Below are 13,817 nucleotides of genomic sequence, written 5' to 3'. Positions count from 1 at the left end.
GTGCCAGGGTGTGGGGCATGGTCGCGCGGAGGGTGGTCGCGCTGGTGCGCGCCGCGCACGCGGCGCCGGCGGTCGCCGTGACCGCGTTCGCCGGGGCGTACGCGTGGGCCGTGGGGGCGCCCGCGGGGCTCGTCGCCGCGGCGGTGCTGGCCGGGCAGCTGTCGATCGGCTGGTCGAACGACTGGATCGACGCCGCGCGGGACCGGGCCGTCGGACGCGCCGACAAGCCCGTCGCCACCGGAGCCCTGTCCGTCTCGACGGTCCGCGCCGCCGCGCTCGTCGCGCTGGGCGTGTGCGTGGTGCTGTCCGCGCTGCTCGGGGCGGCCGCCGCGGCGGTGCACCTGCTGACCGTCGCGTCCGCGTGGGCGTACAACGCGCGGCTCAAGGCCACGGCGTGGTCCTGGCTGCCGTACGCGTTCTCGTTCGGGCTGCTGCCGTCGGTCGCGACGCTCGCGCTCGACCCGCCGCGCCTGGCGCCGCTGGTCACGGGTGTCGCCGCGGCGTTGCTGGGGGTCGGGGCGCACCTGGCGAACGTGCTGCCGGACCTGGAGGACGACGCCGCGACGGGGGTCGTCGGGCTGCCGCACCGGCTCGGCCGCCGCCGCACGACGACCGGCGCGGTGGTGCTGCTGCTCGCCGCCACGGCGTTCGTCGTGCTCGGCACGCCGGGTGGTGCGACGGCGCCGGGGATCGCCGCGCTCGTCGTCGCCGCCGTCCTCGCCGCGACCGCAGCCTGGACGGCCGCCCGCCGCCCGGGCCGCCGCTACCCGTTCCTGGCGGCGATCGCCGTCGCGGCAGTCACGGTCACGTACCTGCTCACCACAGCCTGACCGCCCCCGCCCGTGAAGTCGTACGTCTCTCGCCAGATCGTGGGTTCGTCTGCACGACTTCGCGAGAAACGCACGACTTCACGGGAGATCCACGACCAGCGCGGGGCTGGGTCGGTCAGCGGTGGCGGGCGGAGAGGGTCGCGATGACCGGCGCGAGGAACGCGACCGTCGCGGCGGCGAACGCCGCTGTCGCCACGGTCTCGTCGACCAGCTCGCCGTTGGTGCGGCCCAGCCCGATCCACATCAGGCCCCACGCCATGGCCAGCCCGATCGGCACGACGAGCGTCGGCCGGCGCCGCCCGTAGATCCCGTACGCGGCGGCCAGCAGCGCGGCGAGCGACACCAGCACCACGGACCACGTGGTCGCGCCGAGCCCGAGCTCGCCGACCTCCTCGTCGGCCAGGAACGCCGCGGTGTTCGCCAGCGTCGCCACCGACACCCAGCCCGTGTACAGGCCCATCGTCAGGTCGGTGACCACGGACGCCAGGCGCGACGTGTGGTCCAGCCGCACGAGCCGCACGTACACCACCGCCAGCACGACGAGCAGCGCGACGATCACGACGACGCTCGCCGCCACGGACCCGGCCTGCACGACCCCGATCCACAGCGCGTTGAGCAGCATGGTCGCGAGCACCCACCACGCGACGGCCCGCAGGCGCCGGTCCGCGCCCAGCCGCGGAAGCGCCTGCACCACCGCGAACACCGCCAGGCCCGTGTAGATCACGGACCAGATGGAGAACGCCGGGCTGTCGGGGGCCACCGGTGTGGCCGTCGCCGACAGCGCGCCGTCGGCGGCCTCGGCGATCGGCTCACCACCGAACGCGCCGGACCCGATGGTCGCGGCGACGATCGCCACGACCGCCCCGACCAGCACCGTCACCTGACGGACCCGGTCGCGCGACGTCGTGGAGCCCACTGCTTCTGCGGTCGTCGTCTGCATGGGCCCCACCTTCTCCGGAGACCGTCGCGTCGGCATCTCGAGTGCGCGCGGCCTCGTCGTCGGGCTCTCGACGAGCGCGCACGGCCGGGCGGCTGCAGGATGACCTGCACCGACCCACCGCCAGACCCCGACACGGAGGACACGTGGACCACTGGACGATCGCCACCGTCGCCGAGCAGAGCCCGGACTTCCGGCGCGTGCTGTGGACGGGCGAGCACACGCAGCTCGTCGTCATGACCATCCCGCCGGGCGGAGAGATCGGCGAGGAGGTCCACGAGGACATCGACCAGATCCTCACCTTCGTCTCCGGGACGGGGAAGGCGATCGTGTCCGGCAAGGAGCGCACGGTGACTCAGGGCGACCTCGTCGTCGTCCCGGCGGGTCGCACGCACAACTTCGTCAACACCGGCCCGAACCCGCTGATCCTCTACACGGTCTACGGCCCGCCCGAGCACGCCGAGGGCGCCGTGCACGCCACCAAGGAAGAGGCGGACGCCGCCGAGGAGTCCGGCCAGGACGAACCCCCGACGGACTGAGGTCGACCCAGAACCGCCCCGTCCACGTGGGCGACGCGACACGTGGGACCGAGGTCCCATGAGGTGAGGCTTGCCTGATCACTAGCGTCGACGGCATGGACCTGGCCGCGTGCGACCCCGGGTCGACGGTCCGGGTCGTCGACGTCGACCTCGACGAGCCCGCTCGACGACGCTTCCGCACGTTCGGGCTGGCCGTCGGCGCGGTGCTGCACGTGACGCACCGCGGCGGGTTCGGGGGGCGGGTCGTCGGCGTGGGTGCCGACCGGCTCGCGCTGGACGCCGGGACGTGCCGCCGCGTGCGGGTCGAGCCGGTCCTCGAGGCCGTCGGGCACGCGATGGAGCGGGCGGCCCGCGCGTGAGCTGCCACGACGAGGGGCCGGCCCCGTCCGTCGCGGCGGGCGTGCTCGACGCGCCGCGCGTGGTCCTCGTCGGCAACCCGAACGTCGGCAAGTCGACCTTGTTCAACGCGCTCACCGGCGCACGGCAACGCGTGGTCAACGCGCCCGGCACGACGGTCGAGCTGCAGGAGGGCCGCTGGCGCGTCGGGGACGTGGACGTGCGGCTCGTCGACCTTCCGGGGACCTACGCGCTGGAGGCCGCGTCGCCCGACGAGCAGGTCGTGGCCGACGAGCTCGACGGCGGGGCCGCGGACCTCGTCGTGCTCGTCGCGGACGCGAGCGCGCTCGCGCGGTCGCTGCTGCTGGCCGGGCAGGTGGCGCGCAGCGCCGGGCCGGACGGGCGGGGCGTTCCGGTGGTCGTGGCGCTGACGATGGGTGACGTCGCGCGGGCGCGAGGGCTCGGGCGTGCGGCGGACCACCTGCGTGCCCGGCTGGGGGTCCCGGTGATCGAGGTCGACCCGCGCACGGGCGGCGGTGCCGGCGAGCTGGCGCGCGTCGTCACCACCGCGGTGGGCACGCGCCCGACGATCACGCTCGACGTCCCCGACGAGGACGCGCTCTACGACTGGGTCGCGGACGTGCTGTCCGGCGTGCCCGCGCCCGCGCGGCCCGTGCGCACGTGGTCGGACCGCCTCGACCGGGTCCTGCTCGACCCGCGGCTCGGCATCCCCGTGTTCCTCGGCGTGATGTGGGCGCTGTTCCAGCTCACGACGACGGTCGCGGCACCGCTCGTCGACGGCGTCGACGCGTTCGTCAACGGAGCGGTCGCCGACGCGGTGCGCAGCCGCCTGCCCGTCGAGTGGCTGCAGGGGCTCGTCGTCGACGGTGCGCTCGCGGGCGTCGGGACGGTGCTGTCGTTCGTCCCGCTCATGGCGCTCATGTTCGTCGCGGTCGCGCTGCTCGAGGACTGCGGCTACCTCGCGCGCGCCGCGTTCGTCGCCGACCGTGCGATGCGGGCCCTCGGGCTGGACGGCCGGGCGGTGCTGCCGCTCGTCGTCGGCTTCGGCTGCAACCTGCCGGCCCTCGCCGCGACCCGGACGCTGCCGCACGCGCGTCAGCGTCTGCTCGTCGGGCTGCTCGTGCCGTTCACGTCCTGCACCGCGCGCCTGACGGTGTACGTGCTGCTCGCGTCGGTGTTCTTTCCCGGCCACGCGGGCACCGCGATCTTCGTCATGTACCTCGCGTCGGTGCTGCTCGTGGTGCTCGGCGGCGCGGCGATGCGACGCACCGTGTTCCGCGACCTGGTGCGCGAGCCGCTCGTCCTCGTCCTGCCCGCCTACCAGCGCCCCGGGCTGCGGGCCATCGCCGTGTCCAGCTGGGTGCGGGTGCGGGCGTTCGTGCGCAAGGCCGGCTCGATCATCGTCGTGACCCTCACCGCGGTGTGGCTGCTGCTCGCCGTGCCGGTGACCGGCGGGCACGCGTTCGCGTCCGTTCCCGTCGCGGACTCGCTGTACGGGCGCGCCGCGCACGCCGTCGCGCCCGTGTTCGGGCCCACCGGTTTCGGCTCGTGGGAGGCGACCGCGGCGCTCGCGACCGGGTTCGTCGCCAAGGAGGTCGTCGTCGGGTCGTTCGCGCAGACCGCGTCCGTCGCGGAGCCCGACGACCCCGCCGCGTCCGGTGTGCTCGGCGAGCGGCTGCGCGCGACCTTCGACGCCTCGTCCGGCGGGCACGCCGCCGCCGCGGCCGCCGCGTTCATGTGGTTCGTGCTCGCGTACAGCCCGTGCCTGGCGACACTCGCCGAGCAGCGGCGGCTCCTCGGGGCGCGGTGGACCGGGTTCGGGCTGGGCGTCGGGCTCGTGGTCGCGTGGGTCGGGGCGGTGCTCGTGTTCACCGTCGGGAAGGCGCTCGGATGAGCGTCCTCGACGACGTGCTGACCGCCGCGCGTGCGGGCGCGACGCCCGGTGCCATCGCCCGGGACCTGCACCTCGACCGCGGGCTCGTCGACGCCGCACTCACGCGCCTGGTCGCCCGCGGCGACGCGACCGCCGCGCGCACCGAGCGGCCCGCCCCGCGCACCACCGACGACGCGTGCTCGTCGTGCCGCCCCTCACCAGCGTGCGCGGGCTGCCCCCTGGCCACCTCCCGCCACTGACCGGCTCGTCAGCCGGTCAGGTGCGACCTCAGCTCGATCACGTCGAACGGCGCGCTGACCGACTCGGTACGTGCGGTCCCGGTCACCTCACGCCACTTGTGCAACGGGTCCGCGTCGACACGGAACTGCCCCTTCCACGTGACGGTCAGACCGACGGCTGTCGCCCCGATGGGCTCCGAGAACGTGTGGGTCACCTCGAAGGATGGGTAGGGCGCCCCGGGCGTCGCCGTCACCAGCGACTCGCCGTCACCGAACGTCCACCGGTACTCGACCGGCGTCGCGACGACATCGATACCCCAGGTTCCGAACACGGTCGTACGGAACCGCTGCGGTGCGCCGTCGGTGAACAGGATCGTGCGCTTGTTGACGAGGACGTCGGCGGAGGGCTGCACGTTGACCTCGGGGGCGACGATCGGGAGCAGCTGGAACTCTTGTCGCGTCAGGGGAGGGAACCGGTGCTCGGGGCACATCCATCCGAAGACCAGCTCCCACCGGGTCCAGACGTCCTGCTCTTCCGTGCGCTCCCGCAGCACCCGTCGCCAGAGTGGCTCGAGCGCGGGGCCGTCCTCGCACGGGGGCGGCTCGATCCGGGCGCCCGGCGGCAGGTAGCACGGCTGGTCGATGCCCGGCTCCTCGTCGGTGTCCTCGACGCACACGGACTTCCGCTTGAACTCGATCGCACGGTCGGGATCCTTCGACGCCGAACGGAGCCAGGCCTCGTACTGGCGGTTCGCCTTGAACGCGCCCAGCCAGAACGCCTCATCGCCGTCGCCTGCGACGACGAACTCCTTGGCACCGGCTGGTGGCATGAGCACCAGGGTCGCCGCGCACGCAGCGAGAGCGACGCTCAGCAGCCGCCATCTCACAACTTCTTCTCCACGAGCGTCGGGTCAACGCCCTGGATGAGCCACCGGCCGTCACGCCACTCGAGGCTTACCTCGGCCTGGGTGACCTTGATTCCTGGGAAGTCCTCGACCACGTCGCCCTTGCCATCGACGGTCCGGGACGGGTGCTCGTCGAAGGCGACCGTTGCGTAGAAGGTGCCGTCCTCGAAGTCCAGGGCACTCGCGAACGTGAACTCGAGGTGGCCGCCTACCTCGTGATGGCCCTTCGCCTGGTCCGCGGCCGCGAGCTCAGTGATGTCATCGCAGTAGCCACAGTCCTCGCCGCTGAGCTCGTCCCAAGCCGTGATGTCGCCCGTCGCGAAGACGTAGGGGAACAGCGACAGGAAGTACTGCGCGACGACCTCTGCGTTGTCGGCGTTGGCGGGGCCCTTCAGGGCCGCCGGCGGCTCGGGGGCGATCGAGACGTCCGGGAGCTCGGAGGGCGTCGGCGACGGTGCCGGCGGCGACGGCGCCGGTGTGGGCGTCGGGGCCGCGCTGGTGGCGGCGTGCGTCGTGGCGGTCGGCTTCGTCGCGCCGGCCTGCTCGGTGCACGCACCGAGCAGCAGCGTCGCGAGCACGAGTGCGGTGAGGGCCCCCTGCGGTCTCATGAGCCCCGAAACTACTCGAAGCGGACATCTCGGTGGGGTGCCCGGCCGGCATCTGTGGACAGGGGGCGTGCGGCAGCACGACGACGGCGCCGCACCGCGAGGGTGCGACGCCGTCGTGGGTCCGGCTGCAAGCCGGGAGTCAGCGGCTCAGGCGCAGGTCAGGTTGCCTGCGCCCGGGGCGCTGCCGTTGCCGACGAACCCGAAGGTCGTCGACTGGCCGGCACCGACCGAGCCGTTGTACGGGGCGTTGGTCACCACGCCACCGGACAGGACGCCGTTCCACAGGTTGTTCGTGTTCACACTGCTGGGCAGGGTGACCCGCCAGCCGTTGATCGACGAGGAGCCGGCCTTGACCGTCACCGTGGCCTGGTAGCCGCCCGGCCAGGAGTTCACGATCGTGAGCGCCGCGGAGCACTTACCGGTCGGGTCCGGCGGGTTCGTCGTCTCCGGGTCCGTCGGGTCGTCCGTCGGGTCGTCCGTCGGGTCCTGGGTCGGGTCGTCCGTCGGGTCCTGCGTGGGGTCGGTCGTCGGGTCCGTCGGGTCCGCGGCGTTCAGCGCGTTGAGGACCGAGGTGTACGCGGCCTTCTTGCCGCCGTTGTTGTCGAACAGCAGCGGCGTGCCGTAGGAGCGCCACGAGTCGGAGTCACGAACGCCCCACACCGTGATGCCGGTGCAGGCCTTGACGGCGAGGCAGTCCTCGACGACGCGACGGTACGTGTCCGCCTGCTGCGAGCCGGAGCCCTCGATGTCGAGCTCGGTGATCTGGACCTCGACACCCAGCGCCGCGAAGCTCGACAGCGTGGTGCGGTAGTTGCTGTTGTAGGCGCTCTGCGCGTTGAAGTGCGACTGGAAGCCGACGCAGTCGATCGGCACGCCACGGGCCTTGAAGTCCTTGACCATGTTGTAGACGCCCTGCGTCTTGGCCCAGGTCCAGTTGTCGGTGTTGTAGTCGTTGTAGCAGAGCTTGGCGTTCGGGTCGGCGGCGCGGGCGGCCTTGAACGCGGCCTCGATCCAGTCGTTGCCGGTGCGCTGCAGGTTGGAGTCGCGGCGCCCGCCGTTGCTGTCGTCGAACGCCTCGTTCACGACGTCCCAGGCATAGACCTTGCCCTTGTAGTGCTCGGCGACCTTGGTGACGTGGTTGAGCATGGCGCTGCGCAGCGCGCTGCCGGACATGCCCTGCATCCAGCTGGGCTGCTGCGAGTGCCAGGCCAGGGCGTGGCCGCGCACGCGCTTGCCGTTCTGGACGGCCCAGTTGAGGATCTGGTCGCCGCTGGAGAAGTTGAAGTTGTTCTGCGACGGCTCCGTCGCGTCCATCTTCATCTCGTTCTCGGCCGTGATCATGTTGAACTCACGGTTCGCGATGGACGAGTACGTCGAGTCGCTCAGCTTGAAGCCGGCGATCGCGGTGCCGAAGTACCGGCCGCTCTGCGCTGCGGCATCCTTCAGCGTGCTTCCCGCGGCCTGGGCGGGGATCGTCGCAGCGATGGTCGCCCCGAGCGTGACGACTGCGAGCGCGGCCGCGAAGCGCGCGCGTCTGGACATGGATGAGGGGGTCATCGTCTCTCCTAGGTCGGCCGTGGCCCGGATCCACGGTGAGCCGGTCGGCGAGGGTCACTCTCCGCCGCGGCATTCCGACCGTCAACGAACCTAAACGTTTGCCCGTTTCGCGCTGCTTTCCGATATCGAAGCGCTTCGAGAGGGCATCGTGCGGGCGTCGCGGGAGGTCAGCGTCGGGTGCCGCGGGCGGCACGACGAGGGCCGGCGGACGTCCTGCGCCGACGAGCCGCACAAGGGTCCGGGCTCGCCCGATAGTGTCGCCCGCTCGCGATCAGGAGCCCGGGAGCGGGTCCGGGACGAGCTGGTCGCGGCGCCGCGTGAGGTGCGCGACCTCCGCGGTGTTGCCCGCCAGCTCGATCGCTCGTCCGTACTCCTCGCGCGCCTGCGCGCTGCGCCCCAGCCGACGCAGCAGCTCGGCGCGCGTCGCGTGGAACGCGTGGTACCCGTCGAGCGGCAGCCGGTCGACGATCGCGAGCGCGACGTCCGGGCCGTCGACCTCCGCGACCGCGACCGCGCGGTTGAGCGCGACGACGGGCGACGGGTCCACGCGCACGAGCCGGTCGTACAGCGCGACGACCTGCGACCAGTCCGTGTCCCGTGCGTCGCGTGCGTGCGTGTGCACCGCGTTGACCGCCGCGAGGAGCTGGAAGCGCCCCGGCGGCGGACCTCCTGCGGCGACCGCGGCGAGCGTCTGGCGGACCAGGTCGTGCCCCTCCGCGACGAGCGCGCGGTCCCACGCGCCGCGGTCCTGCTCCTCGAGCGTCACGAGCTCGCCCGTCGCGGACACCCGCGCCGCCGCGCGCGCCTGCGTCAGCAGCATGAGCGCCAGGAGGCCGGTCGCCTCGCCCCAGCCCGGGCCGCCGCGGGGCAGCAGGTCCCGCACCAGGCGGGCCAGCCGGATCGCCTCGGTCGTCAGGTCGTGGCGCACGGGGTCGGTGTCCGGGCCCGAGGCCAGGTAGCCCTCGTTGAAGACCAGGAACAGCACGGTCAGCACGCCGTCGAGCCGGGCCGGCACGTCCTCGCTCGTCGGGACCCGGTAGGGGATGCCCGCGGCCTTGATCTTCCCCTTGGCGCGCGAGATGCGCTGGCCCATCGTCGTCTCCTGCACCAGGAACGCCCGCGCGATCTGCGGGACCGTCAGCCCGCCGACCATCCGCAGCGTGAGCGCGACGCGCGCCTCGGGCGACAGCGCCGGGTGGCAGCAGGTGAACACCAGCCGCAGCCGGTCGTCGTCCACCGCGCCGCGCGGTGCGGGCTCGTCGTCGAACAACAGCCGCGCCTCCTCGTGCTTGCCGTCGCGGTGCGACTCGCGCCGCACGCGGTCCAGCGCCTTGCGCGTCGCGGTCGTCGTGAGCCAGGCGCCGGGCGTCGTCGGGACCCCGTCGCGGGGCCAGCGCTCGACCGCCGTCGCGAACGCCTCGGCGGCCGCGTCCTCCGCGACGTCCAGGTCGCGGAACCTGCGTGCGAGGGTGGCGACCACCCGCGCCCACTCGTCGCGGTGGGCCCGGGTGATCGCCTCCTCGACGTCCGGCGTCACTGCCCGAGCATCTCCCTGACCGACTCCTCGGTCTGGAACGGGCGGACCTCGACCTTGCCGCGGCACGCCTTCGACCCCTCGGCGGCCAGGCGCAGCGCGACGTCGAGGTCGGGCGCCTCGATGATCCAGAACCCGCCCAGGTGCTCCTTCGACTCGAGGTACGGGCCGTCGGTGAAGACGGGCTGCTCACCCTGACCGTCGACGACCGTGGCCGTCGACGCCTCGGCGAGGCCGTCCGCGTAGACGAAGTAGCCCTCGGCGACGAGCTTGTCGTTGAACGCGCCGGTGTCGGCGAACGCCTCGAGCATCGCCTCCTTGGTCTCGTAGCTCCCGTAGGGCGTGCGCTCGGCCGGGCCGAACACGGACATCAGGTACTTGGGCATCTCGGGTCTCCTCGGTGTGCGGGTGTCGACGAGGCGGTCCGGTTGACCGTCTCTCACCCACCCGACGAACGGGCCTGACGGAATTCGACACCCGACGGCAGAATCTTCGCGACCCGTCCACGACGGCGCGGCTAGCGTGGCGTGCGTGCAGCAGCGGGTGGGGGCGTACGCGGTCGTCGTCGACGAGGGGCGGGTCCTGCTCGCGCACTGGGCGACGCGCCGGCGGTGGACGATGCCCGGCGGCGGCATCGACCCGGGTGAGGACCCGCGGGACGCGGCGGTCCGGGAGCTGCGCGAGGAGACCGGCTACGACGTCGAGCTCGACGAGCTGCTCGGCGTCGACTCCGAGGTCGTGCCCGGCCTGCCGGGCGGCGAGCGGTGGCACGCGCTGCGGGTCGTGTACCGCGCGCACGTCACGGGCGGTGCGCTGCGCGACGAGGTCGACGGCTCGACGGACCGCGCCGCCTGGTTCCCGCTCGACGACCTGGCGGACGTCCCCTGCGTCCCCTTCGTCGCGACGGCCCTCCGCCTGGCGGGCCTACCGACGGACCCTCTGACCCACTGAGGTCGCGCATCCCGAGGTGAGTAGCGAGTTCCTGGATGAGTCGCGCAGATGACTGCGCGACCGACCGAGCAACCCGCGACCTCACGACGAACGCGCGACAGACTCGCCGGGCCGGGGCCGCCCCGGTCAGGCCAGGGAGAGGAAGAGCTTCTCCAGCTTCTCGACGTCCGGGGCCGAGTCCTCGTCCGAGGTGAGGCACTGGCGCATGCCGGAGGCGATGATCGCGAAGCCCGCGCGGTCGAGCGCGCGGGACACCGCGGAGAGCTGGGTGACGACGTCGGCGCAGTCGCGGCCCTCGTCGAGCATGCGCACCACGCCCGCGAGCTGCCCCTGCGCGCGCTTGAGGCGGTTGGCGACCTTGGTCATCTCGTCGGGCTCGAGCTGCATGGTTCCTCCGGGTGGAACGGTCGGCGCGGGGGGCTCAGCGGTGCGGGGTGGTGCGGGGTGGGTCAGCGGGGGCAGGTGCAGCGGTCGTCGGCCGCGACGCCCGCCATGACCTCGGCGGCGTGCTCGCCGCACCCGTCCCAGGTGACCTTCTGACAGCGGGGGCAGCGGACGGCGTAGCACATGGGGTTCTCCTGCGGTGGTGTCGGGGGACGAGACCATCATACCCCCTGGGGTATCACGCGCGCGGAGCGCGGCGTCACCGCAGGTGGCGCACCGCGTCCAGGTCGAGCGCGTCGACCAGCAGCCCCTGGTCCTCGCGCACCCACCGCTGCCCGGTCGCCCGCCGCTCCGCGGGCCGCGCGTACCGGTACCCGTACAGGTGCGCCCGCACCCACCGCGGCCGCTCACCGTCGAACGGGTCGACGCGCAGCAGTCGCAGCGTCGCGGGATCCGCCTCGAGCAGCCGCCGCAGGAACGGCACGAACCAGCGCAGCTGCGCCGACGAGCCGAGCCCCAGGAACCACATGCCCCAGTCGAGCCGCAGGTGGTACGGCGCGAACTGACGCGGCAGCCGCCGCACGTCGCCCGGCTTCCCGTGGAACTCGTACTCGCGCCACGTCGCGCGCGAGGGCTCGTCGTCGGACGTGCCCTCCACCACCACCTCGGTGCGCCGCCGCGTGATGCTGCCGAACGCGCCGTACGTGTTGACCAGGTGGAACACGTTGTACGACGCGTTCATCACCTGGTGCTTCGACACCAGGTTCCGCGCCGGGTGCCGGCTGAGCACCACGCACAGCGCCGTCACGACGAGCGCCACGACGACGAACCAGCCCGGCGCCGACGAGGTCGCGGGCTCGATCCGCACGCCCAGCAGCCACGACCACGTGCGGTCGTCGACCGCGGCGCACGCCAGCACGATCGTCAGCCAGTTCAGCCACGCGAAGTTCCCCGACAGCACCAGCCACAGCTGCGTCACGACGACCACGCACGCCGCGACGCTCGCGACCCGGCCGGGTACCAGCAGGAAGAACGGCACGACGAGCTGCGCGACGTGGTTCGCCGCGACCTCGACCCGGTGCAGCGGGCGCGGCAGCAGGTGGAACAGGCGGCTGAGCGGCCCGGGCATCGGCTGCGTCTCGTGGTGGTAGTACAGCGCGGTCAGGTCCCGCCACACCGGGTCCCCGCGCCACTTGATGAGCCCCGCGCCGAGCTCGAGCCGGAACACCAGCCACCACAGCAGCGCGAGGACCGGCAGCGGCGGCGCGACCTCGTCGGACCCCAGGAACGCCACCAGGAACCCGGCCTCGAGCAGCAGCGACTCCCACCCGAACCCGTAGAACACCTGCCCCACGTTGACGACCGACAGGTACAGCACCCACAGCACCGCGAACGCCAGCAGCGGCACCCAGGGTGCGACGCGTTGCGGCAGGCCGACGACGAGCGTGAGCGCGACGAGCAGACCCGTCCACCCGACGACGACGAGCAGCCGGTCCGAGTAACGCCAGTGGAACAGGCTCGGTGCGCGCCGCCAGGACACGCGCGCGACGAACGCCGGCACCGGCAGCAGGCCGTGCTCGCCGAGCAGCGGGCGGAACTGGTGCAGGACCGCGACGAACGCGACCGCGTACACCGCCGCGACGCCGTGCTGCGCGACCGCACGGCCGACCGTGTACTGCTCGGCCGCGAACCACGGCACGTCCACCCAGCCCATGCCCGACCTCTCCGCTCCGTCCGCCGCTCGTGCCTCACCGCCAGCGCACCACGCCCGTGCGCCCCGTGCCACCGAGTGCGCTCGCTCGGCCGCGTCGCTCGGGGTGCGCGACGAGAGCGGCGTGTCGCCCGCGCGCTGCGGAGTACCTTCGCCGCGTGAACCCTGAGGCGGACGCCGTCGACGACGACACCCTGCGCCGGCTGCGGACCGTCCTCGCCGAGGTCGGCGAGCTCGTGGGCGCGACCCGCCTGACGGGCGGCTTCTTCGCGACGACCTACCGGGCCGAGCTCGCGGACGGGCGGGCCGTGGTGGTGAAGACGGCCCCGGCGGACGAGTCGCGGCTGCTCACCTACGAGGCCGACCTCGTGCGGGCGGAGGCCCTGGTGTACGGGCTCGGCACGGATCGGCCCGACCTGCTGATGCCGAGGCTCCTCGCCACCGACTTCTCCCGGAGCGCGTTCGCCGGTGACGTGGCAGTGGCCTCCTGGCTTCCCGGCGTCCCGTGGGACCGGGCGGGCTTCGGGTCGGTGGTCGACGACCCGCGGGCCGCTCGGGCCCAGCGCGAGCTGGGGGCGCTGATGGCGCGGTTCCACGGCGTCACGGGACCGAGGTTCGGCTACCTGGTCGACGCGTCGGGGCTCGTCGGCGACACGTGGCCCCAGGCGTTCGGCCGGATGGTCGAGGCGCTGCTGCGCGACGCCGAGCGGTGGGACGTCGACGTGCCGGTCCGGCAGGTCCTGGCGGCTGTGGCCGCGCACCAGGACGCGCTGGCGCAGGTGACCACGCCGGTGCTCGTGCACCACGACCTGTGGCCGGGGAACCTGTTCGTCGACCCCGGCACGGGCGAGCTCGTCGGCGTGATCGACCCCGAGCGTGGGCTGTGGGGAGACCCGCTGCTCGACCTGCTCGGCGCGGACCAGTCCGGCCGCGACCTGCTGCCGGCGGGTCTGCTCGCGGGCTACGCCGAGCAGGCCGGCGCGCCGCTGGACGTGACGTCACCGGGTGCCGTCGCGCGGCTCGGCCTGTACCGGGTGCTGTGGAGCCTGATCTGGATCGTCGAGGCCACGCCGCGCAGCTACGACGCCGAGTTCGCCACCTGGTACGTCGGCACCGCCCGGACCAACCTGTCCGCGGCCCTCGCCGGGCTCGGTGTCACCGGCTGACCCCGGCGAGCCGCGCAGACCCTCCCGATCGGAGAGGTTCACCGACGTGGCCGCGAGCCGCACCAGCACCTGACCATGCTCGAGCCGCGGCTCCGGCGACCTCCGCGACGCGTGGGTGAACGTGAGTCTCACCCCGGGGCCCCCTTGTCGTGCCGGACCGTCGCCCGTAGAAACGGACGGACCGGGCGCCGCACGGTGCGACGCTGAAGGTCCTCAGGGGGATGCC

Annotated in this window: 15 protein-coding genes; 7 read left to right on the top strand and 8 right to left on the bottom strand. The window is 73.3% G+C overall.

Translation table 11 applies throughout. From position 1 onward, the window contains the following. Window positions 1-17: 17 nt before the first annotated feature. A complete protein-coding gene (locus tag F1D97_RS02045; protein WP_236122080.1) occupies window positions 18-830 on the top strand; it encodes a UbiA family prenyltransferase in 813 nt (270 codons plus the stop codon). Window positions 831-945: 115 nt separating this feature from the next. Here F1D97_RS02045 and F1D97_RS02040 read toward each other — a convergent pair whose 3' ends face one another. Beyond that, the gene (locus tag F1D97_RS02040) at window positions 946-1,770 is read right to left on the bottom strand and encodes a tryptophan-rich sensory protein (protein ID WP_236122079.1); all 825 of its coding nucleotides are present in this window, start codon (window positions 1,768-1,770) and stop codon (window positions 946-948) included. 143 nt (window positions 1,771-1,913) lie between these two features. On the opposite strand from F1D97_RS02040, the gene F1D97_RS02035 reads away from it, so the two are divergent. The 4 genes from F1D97_RS02035 to F1D97_RS02020 all read left to right on the top strand — a co-directional run bounded on the left by F1D97_RS02035 (window position 1,914) and on the right by F1D97_RS02020 (window position 4,796). After that, complete coding sequence (locus F1D97_RS02035) at window positions 1,914-2,306, top strand: cupin domain-containing protein (RefSeq protein ID WP_236122078.1); 393 nt, start codon at window positions 1,914-1,916, stop codon at window positions 2,304-2,306. 95 nt (window positions 2,307-2,401) lie between these two features. Next, window positions 2,402-2,665 (top strand): FeoA domain-containing protein, encoded by a 264-nt coding sequence (locus tag F1D97_RS02030; RefSeq protein ID WP_236122077.1) that lies wholly within the window; start codon window positions 2,402-2,404, stop codon window positions 2,663-2,665. Further along, window positions 2,662-4,557, top strand: a complete 1,896-nt coding sequence (gene feoB, locus F1D97_RS02025) for a ferrous iron transporter B (RefSeq protein ID WP_236122076.1) — start codon at window positions 2,662-2,664, stop codon at window positions 4,555-4,557. Before F1D97_RS02030 ends, feoB begins: the two co-directional genes overlap by 4 nt. Continuing rightward, the gene (locus F1D97_RS02020; protein WP_236122075.1) at window positions 4,554-4,796 is read left to right on the top strand and encodes a hypothetical protein; all 243 of its coding nucleotides are present in this window, start codon (window positions 4,554-4,556) and stop codon (window positions 4,794-4,796) included. Before feoB ends, F1D97_RS02020 begins: the two co-directional genes overlap by 4 nt. 8 nt (window positions 4,797-4,804) lie before the next feature. Here F1D97_RS02020 and F1D97_RS02015 read toward each other — a convergent pair whose 3' ends face one another. The 5 genes from F1D97_RS02015 to F1D97_RS01995 form a co-directional block, all read right to left on the bottom strand. Continuing rightward, entirely contained in the window at window positions 4,805-5,605 is an 801-nt protein-coding gene (locus F1D97_RS02015; protein WP_236122074.1) for a PKD domain-containing protein, read from the bottom strand. A gap of 53 nt (window positions 5,606-5,658) precedes the next feature. After that, window positions 5,659-6,288: a DUF6318 family protein gene (locus F1D97_RS02010; protein ID WP_236122073.1), complete on the bottom strand. Its 630-nt coding sequence runs from the start codon at window positions 6,286-6,288 to the stop codon at window positions 5,659-5,661. Between the two features lie 147 nt (window positions 6,289-6,435). Then, a complete protein-coding gene (locus tag F1D97_RS02005; protein ID WP_236122072.1) occupies window positions 6,436-7,830 on the bottom strand; it encodes an endo-1,4-beta-xylanase in 1,395 nt (464 codons plus the stop codon). 286 nt (window positions 7,831-8,116) lie between these two features. Continuing rightward, window positions 8,117-9,382, bottom strand: coding sequence for an RNA polymerase sigma factor (locus F1D97_RS02000; RefSeq protein WP_236122071.1), 1,266 nt, complete (start codon window positions 9,380-9,382; stop codon window positions 8,117-8,119). Beyond that, window positions 9,379-9,765 carry a YciI family protein gene (locus tag F1D97_RS01995; RefSeq protein WP_236122070.1) on the bottom strand — a complete coding sequence of 129 codons (387 nt, stop codon included), beginning with the start codon at window positions 9,763-9,765 and terminating at the stop codon, window positions 9,379-9,381. The genes F1D97_RS02000 and F1D97_RS01995 overlap by 4 nt, the downstream gene beginning before the upstream one ends. 145 nt (window positions 9,766-9,910) lie before the next feature. Here F1D97_RS01995 and F1D97_RS01990 point away from each other — a divergent pair, with 145 nt between their 5' ends. Beyond that, window positions 9,911-10,330, top strand: a complete 420-nt coding sequence (locus F1D97_RS01990; RefSeq protein ID WP_236122069.1) for an NUDIX hydrolase — start codon at window positions 9,911-9,913, stop codon at window positions 10,328-10,330. A 126-nt stretch (window positions 10,331-10,456) separates the two neighbouring features. Here the strand turns inward: F1D97_RS01990 and F1D97_RS01985 are convergent, their stop codons facing one another. Both F1D97_RS01985 and F1D97_RS01980 read right to left on the bottom strand, forming a co-directional pair. After that, a complete protein-coding gene (locus tag F1D97_RS01985) occupies window positions 10,457-10,717 on the bottom strand; it encodes a metal-sensitive transcriptional regulator (RefSeq protein ID WP_236122068.1) in 261 nt (86 codons plus the stop codon). Between the two features lie 256 nt (window positions 10,718-10,973). Beyond that, on the bottom strand, window positions 10,974-12,428 hold the full coding sequence (locus tag F1D97_RS01980) for a lipase maturation factor family protein (RefSeq protein ID WP_236122067.1): 1,455 nt from the start codon (window positions 12,426-12,428) through the stop codon (window positions 10,974-10,976). Between the two features lie 155 nt (window positions 12,429-12,583). Between F1D97_RS01980 and F1D97_RS01975 the strand changes: the two genes are divergently transcribed. Next, entirely contained in the window at window positions 12,584-13,591 is a 1,008-nt protein-coding gene (locus F1D97_RS01975) for a phosphotransferase family protein (RefSeq protein WP_236122066.1), read from the top strand. The last annotated feature ends 226 nt before the right edge of the window (window positions 13,592-13,817 follow it).

This window comes from Cellulomonas palmilytica, assembly GCF_021590045.1.
GTDB lineage: Bacteria > Actinomycetota > Actinomycetes > Actinomycetales > Cellulomonadaceae > Cellulomonas > Cellulomonas palmilytica.
This window is presented reverse-complemented; position numbering and strand designations above follow the sequence as displayed.

Coding starts and splice junctions, on each gene's coding strand:
- F1D97_RS02045 (WP_236122080.1), top strand. CDS start 18: ATGGTCGCGCGGAGGGTGGTCGCGCTGGTGCGCGCCGCGCACGCGGCG.
- F1D97_RS02040 (WP_236122079.1), bottom strand. CDS start 1,770: ATGCAGACGACGACCGCAGAAGCAGTGGGCTCCACGACGTCGCGCGAC.
- F1D97_RS02030 (WP_236122077.1), top strand. CDS start 2,402: ATGGACCTGGCCGCGTGCGACCCCGGGTCGACGGTCCGGGTCGTCGAC.
- F1D97_RS02020 (WP_236122075.1), top strand. CDS start 4,554: ATGAGCGTCCTCGACGACGTGCTGACCGCCGCGCGTGCGGGCGCGACG.
- F1D97_RS02015 (WP_236122074.1), bottom strand. CDS start 5,605: ATGCCACCAGCCGGTGCCAAGGAGTTCGTCGTCGCAGGCGACGGCGAT.
- F1D97_RS02010 (WP_236122073.1), bottom strand. CDS start 6,288: ATGAGACCGCAGGGGGCCCTCACCGCACTCGTGCTCGCGACGCTGCTG.
- F1D97_RS02005 (WP_236122072.1), bottom strand. CDS start 7,830: ATGTCCAGACGCGCGCGCTTCGCGGCCGCGCTCGCAGTCGTCACGCTC.
- F1D97_RS01995 (WP_236122070.1), bottom strand. CDS start 9,765: ATGCCCAAGTACCTGATGTCCGTGTTCGGCCCGGCCGAGCGCACGCCC.
- F1D97_RS01985 (WP_236122068.1), bottom strand. CDS start 10,717: ATGCAGCTCGAGCCCGACGAGATGACCAAGGTCGCCAACCGCCTCAAG.
- F1D97_RS01980 (WP_236122067.1), bottom strand. CDS start 12,428: ATGGGCTGGGTGGACGTGCCGTGGTTCGCGGCCGAGCAGTACACGGTC.